Below are 17,320 nucleotides of genomic sequence, written 5' to 3'. Positions count from 1 at the left end.
ATGTGTTTGAGTTTATAGAAATCTGGTACAACCGTAAAAGAAAACACTCATATCTAGGGTATAAAACCCCCGAACAATATGGGAAAATTAATTGTTCAATATGCGCTTAACTTTTTGTCCGGTTTTTTGTTGTAAGTCCACAGCCATCTAATCGATAAGAGGTTGTTTTAAACTTTTTGGTGTGTAGCAAGTTTTTGAAACTATTGGTTTGCATAAGTTATCTTATCAATACAACAAAGAATGCTTGAATATTGCCAGGTAGATATGGTAGCAATTTTTCACATCTTCGCAGGAGAGTAATTTACATCTTGATCAAGAATGTACTCACATTAAGTTATTTGGAATTCCATTTGTCATAATGACATTTTACTTTTGTATTTTACGTTTTAGAAAACAAACGAACGAATAAGTTTGAGTTATCCAGTCAATACTAAATCCAATTTTTTAATGACCCTGTTAAAAAGAGTTTACTCAATATATGCTGTACTGATTTTTGTGTTGACTTTTTTGATTGTTTTACCTGTTTATTTGTTTGCTGATTGGTTTAATAAGCCAAAATTGGGTTTGATAATCAATCATTATTGGGCAAGAGTTTATTTCTTTTTGATTGGTATGCCTGTTGAAATTGAAGGTGAGATTAATTTTGATAAGAGTAAAAATTACATACTTTGCGCCAATCATTTTTCATTTCTCGATGTGGCAATTATGCCATTTGCACCAGTTCCTTTTAAGTATGTAGGCAAAATTTCAATTTCTAAGATTCCGTTTTTTGGGTATATGTTTAAAAGGTTTCACATCACTGTAGATAGAGATAAAGTGAGGAGCAAATACGATACATATAAGAAAAGCATTGACTCACTTATTGATGGATTTTCACTTGCAATATTTCCTGAAGGTGGCATCCGATCCACGGAACCTCCCAAAATGGCTAGTTTTAAAGAAGGTCCATTTCGTATGGCTGTGGAAACAGGTGTGCAATTGATGCCGGTTTCTTTTGCTGACAACTGGCATATTTTCCCGGAAGATGGAAAATATTTCATTCATAGACGAAAATGTAGAATTGTTTTTCATGCACCAATAGATCCGGTGAATTACTCTTTGGAGACTTTGAAGGATTTTCGAGATGATGTGTTTGATGTCATTCAAAAAGGTCTGGATAGTAAATCTGGTAACAAATGAAAATAGACCTAAGAAGCGATACGGTTGCCAAACCTACTTTGCAGATGAAGGAGTTTATGTTTGATGCCAGAGTGGGAGATGATGTATTCGGTGAAGACCCAACTGTAATTGAGCTTGAAAATAAAATTGCATGTTTGTTTGGTATGGAAGCTGCGCTGTTCTGTCCATCTGGTACTATGGCCAATCAGATAGCCCTTAGAATAAACACAGAACCTCAAGATGAGATTATTTGTCATAAGCACTCTCATATCTATAATTATGAAGGGGGAGGGGCAGCCTATAATTCTATGGTATCCATGAGGTTGTTGGATGGAGACAGGGGAATAATTTCTACATCTGATATATTGAATAATATCAACCCTGATGATTTTCATTTTGCACAGACCAGCTTAGTTGCTCTGGAAAATACTGTCAATAAAGGTGGAGGATCGTATTATGACTTAAAAGCCATTAGTGAGATTAGTCATACGGCTAAATCGAATAAATTGAAAATGCATCTTGATGGAGCCAGAATATTTAATGCCTTGACAGAAACGAGGGATTTATCTGAGGAATATGGTCAATATTTCGATACCATTTCGGTTTGTTTTTCCAAGGGATTAGGGGCACCCGTAGGATCAGCTATTCTGGGTTCTGAAGCTGCAATTAAAAAAGCAAAAAGGGTACGCAAAGTATTTGGAGGAGCTATGAGACAGTCAGGTTATTTGGCTGCTGCTGCCATTTATGCCTTGGATTATCACATAGAAAGATTAAAGGACGATCATCAGAGAGCTAAGCAACTGGCTAACTTATTTGAATCAAAAAGTTATGTCACAGGAATTATACCTGTAGATACCAATATTGTTATTATTTCTGTTGATCCCAATTATGGCAAGGAAAGACTTTTGGAAGAATTGAAATCAAAAGGAATTCTCGGAGTTTCTTTCGGGCAAAATGATATTCGTTTTGTTACCCACCTGGATTTTACAGACGATATGTTAGAGGTAGTAAAAAGCGTAATCTGATTTTATACTGCTTTCCAAATAGAATCTACAAAATATTCATTTTTGTCTATGAGGTTTTTTTCAATTGTAAAACCACATTTTGCAGCGAGTTTTTCTATTTGTTTGAGGGAAAATTTTCTGGAAATCTCAGTATGGATTGGTTCCCACTGTTCGAAAAAGAACTTTTGATTATCAACTGTCACTTCTTGTTGTTTGGTTGAAATCAATGTACTGATGCATTCGCCGTTTACAGGATTGTATGCCGCATAGTGTTCGAAAGTATCAATGTCAAAATTGGCGTTGAGTTCCCGGTTTATTCTGCTCAAGAGGTTTAAGTTGAAATCTCTGGTAACTCCGTCGCTATCATTGTAAGCCCTGAGTATTTTATCAGGATTCTTTTTTAAATCCAAGCCGAGAAAAAGCAAATCATTTTTGAATATTTTATTTCTTATAGCAATTAAGAATGACTCAACTTCTGGAAGAGTAAAATTTCCGATGTTTGATCCTAAAAACAGAATGACATTCTTTTTATGATTGATCTTTGGCAATCTTTTCAATACTTGAAAATAATCTCCTTGTTCCGCAGTGATGTTTAACTTTGGAATGTTGCCATTCAGGTCTGTTTTTAGTTTGTCTATTGCATTTTGGGAAATGTCTATGGGTTTGTATTCAAAAGTTGTTTCAGACTCAATGAAGTGTTCAAGCAATACTTTTGTTTTGTACCCATCTCCGGCACCAAATTCTATGAGCCTGAATTCTTTTGTTCCGGATGTAAAGATGTCAAGAATTTTGCTTTTGTAGGTTTTGAAAATTTCATATTCGGCTTTGGTAAGATAATATTCTTCCAAGTCCATTATCTGCTGAAATAATTCATCTCCTTTTTTGTCATAAAAGTATTTTGAAGACAATGTTTTGGGTTCTGCTGACAACCCTGACAGCACATCTGCTAAGAACTCTTTATTGGTTACATTCATTACTAAGTCCGTTTAGGTTAGATGTTTGGCCAGCCTGATTCCTGAAAAGAGCCATTGCAAATGAGGAGAGAAAAAATTCCTGTAAGTGGCACGAATATGATTCTTCGGAGTGGCGTATGATCCACCTCTTAGCACCATTTGATTGATCATAAATTTCCCGTTGTATTCTCCGATAGCTCCGGAACTTGCTTTGAAGTATGGATAAGGTAGATACGCAGAATTTGTCCATTCCCACAGGTCTCCATAAAATTGATAATTGTTGAGAGTGTAGTATGGTTTTAGGTGTTCTTTTTCCACAAAATTTGAATTTTCTAACTGACCGGGTTGATGTTTTTTACATGCGATTTCCCATTCATACTCTGTAGGAAGCCTCATGCCTTTCCACCTGGCGTAAGCATCTGCTTCATACATACTGATATGGGCTACTGGTTCGTTCAGTTCCAGTTCTTTAAGTCCATTTAGAGTATAATAGTTCCATTTACCATCAATTTTGTGCCAGTAAAGCGGCGATTCTTTTTTATTTTCTTTCACCCAAGCCCATCCATCTGACAGCCAGTGTTGAAACGACTGGTAACCACCACTTTCCATAAATTCAAGATATTCTCCATTGCTCACCAGACGATCGGAGATAGCATAGTCGTGTAAATAAATCGTGTGTTCTCCTTCTTCATTGTCAAAGTGAAACTCACATGAATTATTTCCGATTTGGTAATTACCGGAATTTACTTCCAGAAATTGTTGAGGATTGATTTCTGAAATATCAATATGCTTGGTTGCCTGTTTGTATATTGGAAATAATGGATTGTGCCCTAGTATATATTTTATATCATATAACAATAGTTCCTGATGTTGTTGTTCGTGCTGTAGTCCCAATTCTATCAGGTTGAGCAATTTTTGAGGACAATTGTCCAACTTGTCCAAAAACTCCAGTAAATGCTCATCAACGTATCTTCTGTATTTAAATATATCTTCTACACTCGGACGGGTCAGATTTCCACGATCTGTACGTAATACCCTGTTGCCGACCGTTTCGTAGTAACTGTTAAAAACATAACCGTAAGTTTTGTCAAATACCCGGTAATTAACTTTGTTGGGAGCAAGGATAAATGTTTCAAAAAACCATGTAGTATGCCCCAGGTGCCATTTAGGAGGGCTTACATCAATGATCGGTTGTACCACATAATCTTCAGTTTTAAGTGGGCTGCAAATATGTGTACTTTGCTTTCGTACTTCTTGAAATTTATTCCTTAAATATTGAATAACTTCTTGTGAAGGGGCTTGCTGTATTGTTTTTAAGTCGATAATGTTAGTGAATTGTTTAGGTTAAAGCTAAAATATTTACGAGTATCAACCTATCAAGGTTGGTCATAATTCGTTCCTTTAATAATAAAATAATATTCATAGTTGTCAGTAAGTATTTAATCAAAGAAGTCTCGGGTAGATTGTATTGGATTAGGTTGGTTAGATTTCCATTTTCGTCAACAATTGAATAATCTTGTGGCAATTCTTTTTAAAGATATAAAATGATAAGAACAGCAATAGTTGGGTGTGGAAATATTGGAAAGCGTCATGTAGCAGTTTTTGATGCTAATCCTCAAACAAAGATTATCGCTTTATGCGATGAAGATATTCGAAAAGGACAAGATATAGACGATAAATATGGTAACCTGTTCATGGTTACCAATATGTTTTACGATATAATAAATATGCCTGAAGTTGATCTTGTTAGCGTATGTACACCTCATTTTTTGCATAAAGAAATGGCGATAGAAGCCTTAAGAAGAGGGAAGCATGTGTTAGTTGAAAAGCCTATGGCATTGAATGTAAAAGATTCAATGGAAATGATAAAGGTTTCCAAGGAAGTGAACAGAAGGCTCTATGTAATGAAACAAAACCGTTTTAATGTGCCAATAACCTTGACAAAAGAGGCATTGGACAATGGGCGGTTGGGTAAAATCTACATGGTTCAGTGCAATGTATATTGGAATAGAAACTCCGAATATTATTCTGATTCTGATTGGAGAGGATACAAGGAAAAAGAAGGAGGGGCTCTTTTTACTCAGGCAAGCCACTTTATTGATTTACTGATCTGGTGGTTTGGTGATGTGATTGAAGCGAAAGCAATGGTTGATACTAAGATGCAGCAAATAGAAGTAGAGGACTGTGGCAATGCGGTAATGGATTTTTCTTCAGGTGTTCAGGGTTCCATTACCTGGACTACCTGTGTTTATAATAGAAATTTTGAAGGTAGTATCACTATTATTGGAGAAAAAGGAACAGTGAAAATAGGAGGAGCATACCTTAATAAGATTGATTATTGGGATGTACAATCTTATCCGTTACCCAACAATATCAATTTTGCTGACCTTCCTAACAATTATGGCAAGTATCAGGGGACAAGTTCCAATCATCATAAGGTGGTGGATGAGATCGTGAAAGACCTGAATGGAATAAAATCTGATATTGTAGAAGGTGAAGAGGGAATTAAATCCATAGAAGCAATCGAAATGATTTATAAAAATGCTCAGGAAAAAAGTAAGCAATGAATCCTAAAGTCATAAAGTCCGGAATTGTTGATGTACAATTTGGTGCCAATGTTACTGTAGTTGAGCCAGTAAACCTATATGGTTGTACAATAGGTGAAGATACATTTATCGGGCCTTTCGTGGAAATTCAGAAAAATGTAACGATTGGAAAAAAATGCAAAATCCAATCACACTCTTTTGTTTGTGAATGGGTGGTTTTTGGTGACGAGTGTTTTGTTGGACATGGAGTTATGTTTATCAATGATGCCTTTACGGAAGGAAAACCAGCCGGGGGAAATAAGGACCTTTGGAAAGCGACTAAAATTGGAAACAATGTCTCAATCGGATCAAATGCAACTATTCTGCCTGTTTCTATTTGCGACAATGTAGTAATAGGTGCTGGCGCAGTAGTTACAAAAGACATTACCCAACCGGGAACGTATGCAGGAAACCCGGCAAGAAGATTAGGGCGTTGAAATCTATTTTCTAACAATTGAAAATAGCATTCTCAATTTGTTTTAATTTTGGCTTTTCAAAAATAGTATTACAACAACAAAGTCCACTTGTACATGATTGTTCCTTTCGTTGACCTCAAATCCCAGTATCACTCAATAAAACAAGAAATTGACAAAGCAATTCAGGATGTTTTGGAGAATACCTCATTTATTGGAGGCCCTATTGTCAGGGAATTTGAGCAATCCTTTAGCGGTTACCTGGGAGTTCAGCACTGTGTGAGTTGTGCCAATGGGACGGATGCTATCGAAATTGTACTTCAGTCCCTGGATATTGGAGTTGGTGATGAGGTGATAGTACCGGCAATGTCGTGGATTTCTACTGCCGAAGCTGTAAATACAGTGGGCGCAACGCCTGTTTTTGCGGATGTACTTCCAGAAAAGTTTACCATTGATCCGGTTAAAATTCGAAGTAAAATTACAGACAGAACCAAAGCTATAATCCCTGTGCATTTATATGGGAAAGCTGCTGAAATGTCTGAAATAATGGCTGTTGCAAATGAATTCGATCTGAAAGTGATTGAAGATTGTGCTCAGGCACATGGAGCGGAATTTAGAGGACAGAAAATCAGTACTTTTGGTGATGCAGCAACTTTTAGTTTTTATCCTGGAAAAAATCTGGGTGCTTATGGAGATGCCGGATGTATCGTTTCTAACAATGGGGATCTGGCAGAAAAGTGCCGTATGATAGCCAATCATGGTCAACTTTCCAAACACAACCATCAGATGACAGGTCGAAATAGCCGACTGGATACATTGCAGGCAGCTATTCTTCAGGTAAAACTTAAATACATTGATGAATGGACAGCTCAAAGGATTGAAAAAGCGAAATATTACAATGAGTGTTTGCGTGAATTGAACATTACTTTACCTGTGATGGACGATTCCAAACATGTATTCCATTTGTATGTTATCAATATTGAGGACAGAGATGAGGTTAAAACGGAGTTGCAAAAAAGAGGAGTAGCTACTCAGATTCATTACCCAAATGCCCTTCCGTTACTGCCTCCGTATATCGCCAATGAAAATATAGCCGATTACCCCATTGCTATTGCTTTGGCACAAAATGGCCTTTCTTTGCCTTTGTTTCCTGAGTTGAAAAAATCTAAGATTGAATATGTGGCTGAGCAGCTTTTAAGTTTTGAAAAAAAATAATTGTAGAGTTTTTTTGATTTAACTTTACTTCTAGTGGTTTAAATGATATTTTGCTTTTAATGTTAGAATAAGAAGGGTAGGCATAATAAAACGGAATGTGCCCGAAATATTAAAAGCAATATATCTAGCTGCGTATTACAAATATGATAAATAATATTTTTGAGACAGAAGTAAATATTTGTTTGCTATGAATTATAAAATCTTATTGAGAGAAGAGCCGGAAGGAGGGTTTACAGTAATGGTGCCAAGTTTAGAGGGCTGTATCACTTATGGTGAAAATCTGGCAATGGCTAGAAAAAATGCGAAGGAGGCAATTGAACTGTATATAGAATCATTGAATGCAGACGGGTTACCAATCCCATCAGATGAAAACTTGTTAGAGCTAAATCTTCAAGTAGATCATGTCTAATTACAGCTCTAAAGAGTTAATTAAAAAACTACAAAAAGCTGGGTTTGTATTGGATCGAATTAAGGGAAGTCATCATATATACAAACATCAGAATGGCAAAAGAACCATTGTTCCACATCCAAAAAAAGATTTACCTAAAGGAACTTTTAATAGTATATTAAAGCAAGCTGGTTTGAAATAATTTTAAGTACCAGATTATTATTTTATAATAAATAAAGGACATAGTCAATGATCAACAATTCCTATATAGCCAAAAAAATCAAATTAACAGCCAAATTGATGGAGCTGCATGGTGAAAATGATTTTAAGGTAAAAGCCTATCAAAAGACAGTAGAATCTATTAAAATCCTCGATGTAGAATTAAGTCAGGTTCCGCTAGCTGAGCTGTTGAAAATTGAAGGGATTGGAAAGAGCACAGCAGAGAAAATTGTAAGTATAGTCGAAAGGGGGAGCTTTGATAAACTGGATGAACTGCTGGAGAAAACTCCGGAAGGAGTAATAGAAATGTTAGGACTCTCGGGTTTCGGGCCAAAGAAGATTGCCCTGCTTTGGAAAGAAGGAGGGGCTGAATCCCTTGATGAATTGTTGGTATTATGTCGTCAGGGAAAGGTAGCTACTATCAAAGGGTTCGCTGAAAAAACTCAGGAGACCCTGATAAAAGCCATAGAATTCAAAATCAGCACCAGAGGTATGTTCAGATATGCCAATATTGAGCCTGCTTTTAAGTCAATTTTGGAACAAGTTCAAATGAGTCTGCCAAATGCCAGGGTGTCCGAGACAGGGGCTTTAAGAAGGCGAGTGGATATTATTTCATATTTAGATCTATTGGTTGGAAATGATGATTTTGATGAAGTGAGAAGAGTGATTTCGGAAATGGACAGTTTGGCGGAAACAGAGATGCAATCAGGGCCATTTACCTGGGTTGGTTATCATAAAGAGACTAAGGCAAAGGTGAAAATCAAACTGTGCAAGCTTCAGGAGTTTGATAAAATATTGCTGAAAACTACCGGATCCATTAGACATCTGAATGCCAATTTGAGTAATGGAACTACCCTTAAACAAGCTTTGCTGTCAATGAATGGTAACTCGGAAGCGGAAATCTATGAATCTCAGGGGCTACAATACATAGAGCCTGAAATGCGGGAAGGGACATTTGAAATACAATTGGCTGAGAAAAAAGAACTTCCAAAGCTGGTGGAAATGAGCGACCTCAAAGGAATCCTACACAATCACTCAACCTACAGTGATGGAAAACATACTTTGAGACAAATGGCGGAACATTGCAAGGTGCTCGGTTATGAATACCTCGGTATATCGGACCACAGCCAGACGGCAGTCTATGCCAACGGTCTTTATGAATACACTGTTAAAGAACAACAAGAGGAAATTAGGAAATTGAATATTGAACTTGCTCCATTTAGAGTTTTTTCTGGTATTGAATCAGATATTTTGGCTGATGGTTCGTTGGATTATCCTGATGAGGTACTTGCTGGCTTTGATTTTATCGTGGCTTCAGTTCATTCCGGCCTCAATATGGATATAAACAAAGCAACTAATCGCCTGTTGACCGCTATTCGTAATCCACATACTACCATACTTGGCCACATGACAGGCAGGTTACTACTTGAAAGAGAAGGATATCCTGTTGACCATCAGGAGGTTATTAATGCTTGTGCTGAGAATAATGTGGTTATAGAAATCAATGCAAGTCCTTATCGACTCGATATGGATTGGCGATGGGTGAATTACGCACTGGAGAAAGGTGTGGTATTGAGCATCAATCCAGATGCACATTCAATGGAAGGCTACAAGGACATGTATTATGGCTTGTTAACAGGCCGGAAAGGGGGACTTACCAAAGAAATGACCCTTAACAGTAAGTCTGTAAGTGAAATTTCTGATTTTTTTCAAAGTAGAAAAGAGAAAATTCTTTCCTGATGAGTGGGAAGAAAATACTAATCATCAGGTTTTCATCAATAGGAGATATTGTGTTGACAACTCCTGTGATACGTATTATTAAAAATCAATTATCAGAATGTGAAATACATTATGCGACAAAAGTGGAACATGAAAGTATATTGACAGCAAATCCATATATTGATAAAATCCATTTGCTGGATGATGGTATTTATGAACTTATAAAACGGCTTAGAAATGAGCGATTTGATTATATTATTGACCTTCACAACAATTTCAAATCCTTTATAATCAAACATGCAATAAAAGGAAAGGTTGGAAGCCTTAACAAACTAAATATCCAGAAATGGCTCTTGGTTAACTTTAAACTCAACATAATGCCTAATAAACACATTGTGGAGCGGTATGTTGACGCTGCAAAAACATTGGGTGTGCAAATGGATCAAGGTGGTCTCGACTACTTTATTCCTCATAAAGATGAGGTGGAAGATGACTGGCTTCCTGAAGACTACAGGAGAAATATTGTGGTGTTTGCTATAGGAGCAAAATTTAATACCAAACGGCTTCCAAAAGAAAAAATCATTGAGATTTGCGATAAAATCAATAAACCTGTGATATTACTGGGAGGAAAAGAAGATGGTGCTGTAGGGGACTATGTTGAAATTTTTTTTGAGAAAAAAAATGAAAATGAATCTTTTGAAAAGGGCTTGAAAGACCTGAATAAGAAGACCATTGTTTTCAATGGGTGTGGAAAATTCAACCTCAATCAGTCTGCATCGGTTATTAAAAAATCCATTGCAGTGTTTACACATGACTCAGGTTTGATGCACATTGCAGCAGCATTTGGGAAAGATATATATAGCATTTGGGGCAATACGGTTCCTGATTTTGGAATGTATCCATATAGAACTAAATTTACTGTTTTTGAGAACAATTCATTAGGTTGCCGGCCTTGCTCAAAAATAGGCCATTCCAAATGCCCGTTAGGTCATTTTAATTGTATGAAAAATCAATTCTTTGATTTTTATATTCCATAAAATGATGCCCAAGTGATATGAAAGAACTCTACATCGTCCGCCATGCCAAGTCAAGCTGGGATTTTCCTCACCTTACGGATCATGAAAGGCCTTTGAATGAAAGAGGCAAATCAACTGCTCCGCTAATGGCTGAATATGTAAAAAAGAGGATTGTTAGTCCCAATGTCTTTATCTCAAGCGATGCAGTAAGAGCTTATTCTACGGCTTTTGAATTTGTAAATGTGTTTGGTGTTTCTCAAAAAGAAATCATTAAGGAGAAAAAACTATACCATGCTTCAAAAAGAGATTGGTTCAAGATTATTCGTGAGATTGATGATCAATTTGATTCAGCAATGCTTTTTGGACACAATCCGGGACTTACAGATTTTGTGAATGAAATTGCAGGGGGAGATATTTATAACATTCCTACTTGCGGAGTGGCCGGGATTCACCTTGAAATCATTTCATGGAAAGATGTTGGTGCTGAAATGGGGAAGTTAGAACATTATTATTTTCCGAAGGGCATAAAAGGGAAATGATTGTTCAATGTCCAAATTGACCTAAGTCCTCGCATGCCAGACACGCATTGGCATACCTGTCATATTCATCATAAGCAGCTCCAGGCCTTCCCATTAATGTGATGATTCTGTCTATTCGTACTGCTTTGTTATCCGAAATAGTAAGAAAAACTCCGTATGTATTTTTAACGATACTTGTAGCAGTTCCTTCTGACAAATTCACTTTTCCATTTTCATCAAAAAAATGGACTTTCCCTTGTTTTCCTAATGCGATATAATCTTCAATAATCTCAATGATTTCCGGATCAATTGGTGAAAACGGGATATTGTATTTTGCTTCTATCATCTGTAATTGTTGTTGTAAAGAGTGATTATTTGTTTCCATATATTGAAGTACAATATACTGAACTCATAAGTTCAAAATGTCAAATTACATATTTATAAATCCGAATAAATACGGATTTTTGATTGAAAATCAATATTATGTGATAATTAAATCCCTTATTTACAACGGGATATTTTTCTTTGAAGTTGATTTTGCATACAAATGCTATTGAATAAATTAAATATTGGAAATAAATTGGCACTGATAATGATCGCACTGTCATTAGTGGTCATTGCTCTTTTGTCTTCAGTGTTTTATGTTCAGTTTGACACGGCGTTGAAGGAAAGAGTTTTGTTACAATTGTCTTCCGTCAAGCAGTTGAAAATAGTAAAAATCAGAAGTGAGTTGAATGACAGGCTCATCGCTTTTGAAGAGATATTGAATAATCCGGAGTTATTGCAAAATGACCCTTCTGGTTTTTTTAGTCATGTAGCATTGTATGATCAATGGCCTGAAAAAATACTAAATCACAAAGTTACTTTGCCGGAAGAAAACAGGGATAAAATAAAAGTGAGATTGATTGATTTGACACCAGGAGATATTAGAAAGGAGATTACTATTGGTTTTGTTGGTAAGTATAATGATCAGTACCTGATTGCCATTGCCGAATTGCCTGAGGTACAGCAGATTCTCCTGGAGAGAACTGGTTTGGGGCAAACAGGAGAATCATACGTGGTGGGAGAAGATTTTAAAATGAGAACCAGATCGAGATTTTTTAAAGAAAATCCACGTGAAATTATTGTTAAGACAAAAGGAGTAGAACGTGCTTTCCAAGGAGAGTCAGGAGAAGATATTATCCCGGATTATAGAGATACAGTGGTTTTTAGTTCCTACGAAAACATAGAATTAAATGGTCTTCACTGGGCTGTGTTGAGTGAAATCAATTATAAAGAAGCGTTGTTTCCATTGGAGAAATTGAGAACCAATCTGCTGTATATGCTGATGGTAATTTTGGTCTTTATACTGGTGGTTTCTTATTTACTTTCCCGAATGATTGTGAGCCCTGTGGTTTCGATGGAAAAGAAGTTGATTGCTATGTCCAGAGGAATTTTAGATACTGTTTCCACCAAAGAAAACCGACAGGATGAAATAGGAAGAATGTTTGAAGCACTCAATAAACTTGTGAAAGCCCTCAGTGAAACTATAGTTTTTGCAGGAAAAATCGGAAATGGTAATTTTGAGGCAGAATTTCAGCCGCTTAGTAATGAAGATAAGCTGGGAGAAGCACTCTTGCAAATGAAAGATAAGCTTCGTGAATACAAAGAAAATGAAGAACGCTTGTTGAAAGAAAATCAACGGTCTATTCTCAACGGAGAGGAAAAGGAACGGTCGAGGTTATCCAAAGAAATGCACGATGGGCTTGGACCTTTGCTGACTACACTTCGTATGAATATTCAGGCGGCAGAATTGACTGTTGCTACAAAAGAATCTCTTTTGCTTCGATTAGATGAAACCATTGGAGAAGTGAGGAGGATTTCTAACAATCTAATGCCGAGTGTATTGGTTGACTTTGGAGCAGGAGAGGCCATTGGCAACCTGATAGATCAGGTAAGGGAAAATTCTCCGGTGAATATTTTATACAAAAACGACATGTCAAGTGAGTTGGATATTGACGATTCTATCAACATTATATTGTATAGAATAGCACAGGAATCCTTGAATAATGCGATTAAACATTCAAAAGCAAGCGAAATCAAGATTTCAATAACGGCATTTGATGAGCATATTAGCTTTTTTATATCTGACAATGGAGTGGGTTTTGATCAAAAGCAAACTACAAAAGGAAATGGAATCAGAAACATGAAGGAACGTGTTAAATTGGCAAATGGCACGTTTGATATAAGAAGTAATGAAGAAGGAACAATAATTGAAATTGAAATACCAACCAAATGAGTAAGATAAAGATCATTGTGGTAGATGACCACCAGCTTTTTCGTGAAGGAATTATTTCTTTACTGTCAAAAAATGAAGAACTGGATATAGTAGGAGAGGCTGCTTCAGTTAAGGAACTGTTTTCAATTCTTGATATAAAGAAAGCCCATGTTGTGCTCATTGACATCACTATGCCCGAAACCAACGGACTGGAAGCAATCAAAGAATGCAGGGATAAATATCCCGATGTAAAATTCATTGTGTTGACCATGCATGCTGAAGGTCAATATGTGGTTAAAGCCGTGAGAAATGGAGCTTTTGGATACCTGATCAAAAATGCCAATGAGAATGAACTTATCACCGCAATACGAGAAGTTTCCATTGGAAAAAAACATTTCAATAGTGAAATATCGCAACTGATGATTGGAAATATGGCTATTGAGGGAGAATCACATAAAAAATTGTCCGATAGGGAAATGGAAGTGATTCAGTTGGTTTCTGAAGGACAAACCACCAAAGAAATAGCAGATCACTTGTTTGTAAGTGCCCGAACGGTGGAAACGCACAGGGTAAATATGATGAAAAAGCTTAATGTACAAAATACTGCAGAGTTGATAAAAAAAGCGGCTCACCTTAAGTTGATATAAGCATCAGTATTTATACATAGATAATATTACATGGTTATTCCGAGGTTATGGACTAAGTACTAAATGTAACTTAGCATTTGGAATATAGGATAAGAATGATTCCTGTTCTTTTTATTTTTAAAGTAAGAGTTATGACTGTACTGGATATTATAGCGATTCTGATCTTTTTTTCAGGACTATTTATTTTTATAAATACCTTTTACCTGAAACTTCCTTCATCTATTGGTTTAACTATAATGGCTTTGAGTTTGTCTTTGCTGGTGCTGATATTTGGCTTGCTCTTTCCTCAGTTTCACCTTGCAGAACATGTAAAGCAATATGATTTTGAAGAAGTTCTTTGTCAGTTTGTATTGAGTTTTATGCTTTTTGCCGGGGCTTTAAACATAGACTTTAAAAAATTAGGAAACCAACTTATTCCAGTTTTGGTGCTGTCATTTTTTGGCGTATTGATTTCCACTTTGGCTATTGGTACACTCGTGTATTTTTTGATGGATTTAATGAACATCGACCTTCATTATATTGGTTGTTTGGTTTTTGGAGCTTTGATCTCATCAACAGATCCTGTGGCGGTAACTAAAACGATCAGAAACCATCGCCTATCTACAGAATTGGAAAATAAGATTTCAGGAGAAGCATTGCTCAATGGTGGTGTGGCCATTGTTTTGGCACTAGTACTTGTCAATGTGTATAAAGAAGAGGTAGTGATGGGTTCGGTGAGTATTGGTGGGGTGAGCTGGATTTTCTTAAGAGATTTGGGAGGTGGGTTGTTGTTAGGAATATTTTTTGGTTGGATAGGATATAAAGTGCTTAAATACATAGACAATGACGATGCTCAGGTCGAAGTTCTGATTACCCTTGCTTTAGTGATGGTAGGTTCATTTGTAGCGGATTTTTTATCCGTGTCATCTATGCTGGTGGCAGTATTGTCAGGATTGATTGTAGGAAACTTGGGTAGGGAGAAAGACGGAGAAAGTGCGGTGGGTACTTATGTTTATAAATTTTGGCAATTGATGGAAGAATCTCTGGCAGCTATGTTGTTTGTATTGATAGGCTTTGAGATGCTGGTTATCCCTCTGAGATTGAATTATTTTGCTGCTGGTTTTTTTGCTATCAATATCGTACTTTTTGCGAGGTGGCTGAGCGTGTTTATTCCTATCAGGTTGATGTCGATGAACAGGTCATTTGACGGAGGTACCATTTCAGTATTGTCTTGGGGAGCATTGAGGGGTGGTTTGCCTGTGGCAGTTTCTCTTTCATTGTTTGATTTCAAAGGACAGGAAATAATTGTTACCATGACTTATGTTGTTGTAGTGTGCTCTGTACTCTATCAGGGGCTTACTTTGGGAAAGGTGATGCGGTTGTATCAAAATGGTCATTTAGAAAAGGCTGGTTAATCTTTGATATTTACTTTCATTATTTCGAATAGTTCAAATTTTTCTTCTAATAATTAAATTCTATATTTGAATATTATTAAAACTAAAATTTAAAACTATGAAAAAATTAGGTGTATTGGCAGCATTGTGTCTGCTTGTAGTTTTTGGTTCCAGTGCCCAGGGAATTGGTGTGGGTATTAAGGGAGGATTGAATATGTCCACTTTGAGTGACATTGAGAATAATGCTACTAAAACGGGTTTTCATTTTGGTGCTTATGCGAGAATTAAACTTGGTGGGATTGGTCTTCAGCCTGAAGCCTACTATTCTGCTCAAGGAAGTAAAATTGACGCAGGTACGATCAAAGAAAGTATTGATACAAAATATCTGAATATCCCTGTTTTGTTAAGATTTAATCCAGTGCCAGTATTAAACTTTCATTTGGGGCCACAGTTTGGTGTATTGATGGGAGCAGAAGATGCAGATGGAGATATTAAGGATCAACTTAAAAGTAGTGACTTATCTGCCGTGGTAGGAGCTGGTATAGATTTGCCATTTGGATTAAATTTCACTTTGAGATATGTAAAAGGATTAAGCAAAGTTAATGATGCAGGCACTGATTCAGTTAAGAATAATACTTTCCAGATTTCTGTAGGTTATGATCTGGTGAAATTAGGTAAGTAAAGTGTCCTGATTTCAATAAAAAAGGGAAGAACTAATGTAAGTTCTTCCCTTTTTTTTATTGATTCCAATTCTAACTGCTACATACTCAATATTTCCGTAAGCCTTAGTAATTCATCCTGTATTGGTTTGGATTTTGAAATGGCAACCTTGAGGTTGGTATATACAATTTTGTTGTCAACAATTCCTGCCATTACATTCTTTTGACCATTTAACAAACCTTCTACGGCAGCAAGTCCTAATCTTGAAGAAAGAATCCTGTCTCTGGCAGTAGGCTCTCCACCACGCTGAATATGACCGAGAGTAGAAACTCTCATATCCATTTCAGGCAGGTGAACTTTTACTTTCTCTGCGATTTCATGAGCGTTTCCTTGTTCATCGCCTTCAGCTACTACTACGATTGATGATGTTTTCTGGCTGTCTCTGTCTTTTTTGAGCTTATTAATCACATCCTCGATAGTAGTGGATGTTTCTGGTACCATTATCAGTTCAGCACCACCACCAATACCACATTGAATGGCAATATAACCACTATGACGTCCCATTACTTCGATGAAAAACACCCTGTCATGAGAGTTGGCAGTATCTCTGATTTTGTCAATAGCATCCAGTGCCGTATTTACTGCTGTATCAAATCCTATTGTGAAATCAGAACCGTAAAGGTCATTATCAATCGTACCAGGAATACCAATCACAGGAATCCCATGTTCCTGGTAAAATATATTAGCTCCGGTAAAAGTGCCATCACCTCCTATGGTGACCAACCCTTCTATGCCGTAATATTTTAATTGTTCAAAAGCTTTTTTACGGCCCTCTTTTGTCATAAAATCCTTACTTCTGGCAGATTTGAGGATGGTTCCTCCTCGTTGTATTATGTTACTTACTGAGTAAGATTTCATTTTGTGAATGTCTCCTTTGATCATCCCGTCATACCCATACCTTACACCATATACTTCCAAGTCGAGGTATAATGCACTCCTGACGACTGACCGCACACATGCGTTCATACCAGGGGCATCACCACCGGAAGTTAAAACCGCTATCTTTTTCATTTTTGTTTCTTCTTTTATTAATTCTAACTTAGGTTTTAAATAAGCTGGTAACCCTTCCTAAGAAAGGTCGAAATTATAAAATTCCTGCCGATTACGTAACTATTTTCAATAAATAAAAAGGAAA

At 36.5% G+C, this 17,320-nt stretch carries 18 protein-coding genes; 14 read left to right on the top strand and 4 right to left on the bottom strand.

The features are described from left to right. The first annotated feature begins 447 nt into the window (after positions 1–447). The gene (locus AAOP42_RS06940) at positions 448–1,179 is read left to right on the top strand and encodes a lysophospholipid acyltransferase family protein (protein WP_349527748.1); all 732 of its coding nucleotides are present in this window, start codon (positions 448–450) and stop codon (positions 1,177–1,179) included. Then, on the top strand, positions 1,176–2,183 hold the full coding sequence (locus AAOP42_RS06935) for a threonine aldolase family protein (RefSeq protein ID WP_349527747.1): 1,008 nt from the start codon (positions 1,176–1,178) through the stop codon (positions 2,181–2,183). Before AAOP42_RS06940 ends, AAOP42_RS06935 begins: the two co-directional genes overlap by 4 nt. A 2-nt stretch (positions 2,184–2,185) precedes the next feature. Here the strand turns inward: AAOP42_RS06935 and egtD are convergent, their stop codons facing one another. Both egtD and egtB read right to left on the bottom strand, forming a co-directional pair. Beyond that, positions 2,186–3,136 carry an L-histidine N(alpha)-methyltransferase gene (gene egtD, locus AAOP42_RS06930; RefSeq protein ID WP_349527746.1) on the bottom strand — a complete coding sequence of 317 codons (951 nt, stop codon included), beginning with the start codon at positions 3,134–3,136 and terminating at the stop codon, positions 2,186–2,188. Between the two features lie 12 nt (positions 3,137–3,148). Further along, positions 3,149–4,396, bottom strand: coding sequence for an ergothioneine biosynthesis protein EgtB (egtB, locus tag AAOP42_RS06925; protein WP_349527750.1), 1,248 nt, complete (start codon positions 4,394–4,396; stop codon positions 3,149–3,151). A 263-nt stretch (positions 4,397–4,659) separates the two neighbouring features. On the opposite strand from egtB, the gene AAOP42_RS06920 reads away from it, so the two are divergent. From AAOP42_RS06920 to AAOP42_RS06885, 8 genes are all read left to right on the top strand, one after another. Continuing rightward, positions 4,660–5,682: a Gfo/Idh/MocA family protein gene (locus tag AAOP42_RS06920; protein WP_349527745.1), complete on the top strand. Its 1,023-nt coding sequence runs from the start codon at positions 4,660–4,662 to the stop codon at positions 5,680–5,682. Next, a complete protein-coding gene (locus AAOP42_RS06915) occupies positions 5,679–6,137 on the top strand; it encodes an acyltransferase (RefSeq protein ID WP_349527744.1) in 459 nt (152 codons plus the stop codon). Before AAOP42_RS06920 ends, AAOP42_RS06915 begins: the two co-directional genes overlap by 4 nt. Positions 6,138–6,230: 93 nt before the next feature. After that, positions 6,231–7,328, top strand: coding sequence for a DegT/DnrJ/EryC1/StrS family aminotransferase (locus AAOP42_RS06910; protein ID WP_349527743.1), 1,098 nt, complete (start codon positions 6,231–6,233; stop codon positions 7,326–7,328). Between the two features lie 187 nt (positions 7,329–7,515). After that, positions 7,516–7,737 (top strand): type II toxin-antitoxin system HicB family antitoxin, encoded by a 222-nt coding sequence (locus tag AAOP42_RS06905; RefSeq protein WP_349527742.1) that lies wholly within the window; start codon positions 7,516–7,518, stop codon positions 7,735–7,737. Further along, positions 7,730–7,918 carry a type II toxin-antitoxin system HicA family toxin gene (locus AAOP42_RS06900; RefSeq protein WP_349527741.1) on the top strand — a complete coding sequence of 63 codons (189 nt, stop codon included), beginning with the start codon at positions 7,730–7,732 and terminating at the stop codon, positions 7,916–7,918. Before AAOP42_RS06905 ends, AAOP42_RS06900 begins: the two co-directional genes overlap by 8 nt. Positions 7,919–7,965: 47 nt before the next feature. After that, a complete protein-coding gene (locus AAOP42_RS06895; RefSeq protein WP_349527740.1) occupies positions 7,966–9,675 on the top strand; it encodes a PHP domain-containing protein in 1,710 nt (569 codons plus the stop codon). Further along, complete coding sequence (locus tag AAOP42_RS06890; RefSeq protein WP_349527739.1) at positions 9,675–10,691, top strand: glycosyltransferase family 9 protein; 1,017 nt, start codon at positions 9,675–9,677, stop codon at positions 10,689–10,691. Before AAOP42_RS06895 ends, AAOP42_RS06890 begins: the two co-directional genes overlap by 1 nt. Before the next feature lie 17 nt (positions 10,692–10,708). Next, positions 10,709–11,209, top strand: coding sequence for a SixA phosphatase family protein (locus AAOP42_RS06885; protein ID WP_349527738.1), 501 nt, complete (start codon positions 10,709–10,711; stop codon positions 11,207–11,209). A gap of 4 nt (positions 11,210–11,213) precedes the next feature. Here AAOP42_RS06885 and AAOP42_RS06880 read toward each other — a convergent pair whose 3' ends face one another. Beyond that, a complete protein-coding gene (locus AAOP42_RS06880; RefSeq protein ID WP_349527737.1) occupies positions 11,214–11,534 on the bottom strand; it encodes a hypothetical protein in 321 nt (106 codons plus the stop codon). Positions 11,535–11,735: 201 nt separating this feature from the next. Here AAOP42_RS06880 and AAOP42_RS06875 point away from each other — a divergent pair, with 201 nt between their 5' ends. The 4 genes from AAOP42_RS06875 (at position 11,736) to AAOP42_RS06860 (ending at position 16,147) form a co-directional block, all read left to right on the top strand. Next, a complete protein-coding gene (locus AAOP42_RS06875; RefSeq protein WP_349527736.1) occupies positions 11,736–13,466 on the top strand; it encodes a sensor histidine kinase in 1,731 nt (576 codons plus the stop codon). Beyond that, entirely contained in the window at positions 13,463–14,092 is a 630-nt protein-coding gene (locus AAOP42_RS06870) for a response regulator (protein WP_349527735.1), read from the top strand. The genes AAOP42_RS06875 and AAOP42_RS06870 overlap by 4 nt, the downstream gene beginning before the upstream one ends. 131 nt (positions 14,093–14,223) lie before the next feature. Next, a complete protein-coding gene (locus tag AAOP42_RS06865; RefSeq protein ID WP_349527734.1) occupies positions 14,224–15,486 on the top strand; it encodes a cation:proton antiporter in 1,263 nt (420 codons plus the stop codon). A gap of 97 nt (positions 15,487–15,583) precedes the next feature. Then, positions 15,584–16,147, top strand: coding sequence for a porin family protein (locus AAOP42_RS06860; RefSeq protein WP_349527733.1), 564 nt, complete (start codon positions 15,584–15,586; stop codon positions 16,145–16,147). A gap of 77 nt (positions 16,148–16,224) precedes the next feature. Here AAOP42_RS06860 and pfkA read toward each other — a convergent pair whose 3' ends face one another. After that, positions 16,225–17,196: a 6-phosphofructokinase gene (gene pfkA / locus AAOP42_RS06855; protein ID WP_349527732.1), complete on the bottom strand. Its 972-nt coding sequence runs from the start codon at positions 17,194–17,196 to the stop codon at positions 16,225–16,227. Positions 17,197–17,320 lie beyond the last annotated feature (124 nt).

The sequence above is a fragment of the Reichenbachiella sp. MALMAid0571 genome (genome assembly GCF_040151475.1).
Taxonomy (GTDB): domain Bacteria; phylum Bacteroidota; class Bacteroidia; order Cytophagales; family Cyclobacteriaceae; genus CAXBNB01.
The sequence above is the reverse complement of the archived record's forward strand: the minus strand, read 5'-3'. Positions and strand labels throughout refer to the sequence as shown.

Bases quoted from the DNA above. Each gene is read 5' to 3' on its own strand.
- AAOP42_RS06900 (WP_349527741.1), top strand. From the start codon at position 7,730: ATGTCTAATTACAGCTCTAAAGAGTTAATTAAAAAACTACAAAAAGCT.
- AAOP42_RS06910 (WP_349527743.1), top strand. From the start codon at position 6,231: ATGATTGTTCCTTTCGTTGACCTCAAATCCCAGTATCACTCAATAAAA.
- egtD (WP_349527746.1), bottom strand. From the start codon at position 3,136: ATGAATGTAACCAATAAAGAGTTCTTAGCAGATGTGCTGTCAGGGTTG.
- AAOP42_RS06870 (WP_349527735.1), top strand. From the start codon at position 13,463: ATGAGTAAGATAAAGATCATTGTGGTAGATGACCACCAGCTTTTTCGT.
- pfkA (WP_349527732.1), bottom strand. From the start codon at position 17,196: ATGAAAAAGATAGCGGTTTTAACTTCCGGTGGTGATGCCCCTGGTATG.
- AAOP42_RS06915 (WP_349527744.1), top strand. From the start codon at position 5,679: ATGAATCCTAAAGTCATAAAGTCCGGAATTGTTGATGTACAATTTGGT.
- AAOP42_RS06920 (WP_349527745.1), top strand. From the start codon at position 4,660: ATGATAAGAACAGCAATAGTTGGGTGTGGAAATATTGGAAAGCGTCAT.
- AAOP42_RS06935 (WP_349527747.1), top strand. From the start codon at position 1,176: ATGAAAATAGACCTAAGAAGCGATACGGTTGCCAAACCTACTTTGCAG.
- AAOP42_RS06860 (WP_349527733.1), top strand. From the start codon at position 15,584: ATGAAAAAATTAGGTGTATTGGCAGCATTGTGTCTGCTTGTAGTTTTT.
- AAOP42_RS06905 (WP_349527742.1), top strand. From the start codon at position 7,516: ATGAATTATAAAATCTTATTGAGAGAAGAGCCGGAAGGAGGGTTTACA.
- AAOP42_RS06865 (WP_349527734.1), top strand. From the start codon at position 14,224: ATGACTGTACTGGATATTATAGCGATTCTGATCTTTTTTTCAGGACTA.
- AAOP42_RS06880 (WP_349527737.1), bottom strand. From the start codon at position 11,534: ATGATAGAAGCAAAATACAATATCCCGTTTTCACCAATTGATCCGGAA.
- AAOP42_RS06885 (WP_349527738.1), top strand. From the start codon at position 10,709: ATGAAAGAACTCTACATCGTCCGCCATGCCAAGTCAAGCTGGGATTTT.
- AAOP42_RS06940 (WP_349527748.1), top strand. From the start codon at position 448: ATGACCCTGTTAAAAAGAGTTTACTCAATATATGCTGTACTGATTTTT.
- AAOP42_RS06875 (WP_349527736.1), top strand. From the start codon at position 11,736: ATGCTATTGAATAAATTAAATATTGGAAATAAATTGGCACTGATAATG.
- AAOP42_RS06890 (WP_349527739.1), top strand. From the start codon at position 9,675: ATGAGTGGGAAGAAAATACTAATCATCAGGTTTTCATCAATAGGAGAT.
- AAOP42_RS06895 (WP_349527740.1), top strand. From the start codon at position 7,966: ATGATCAACAATTCCTATATAGCCAAAAAAATCAAATTAACAGCCAAA.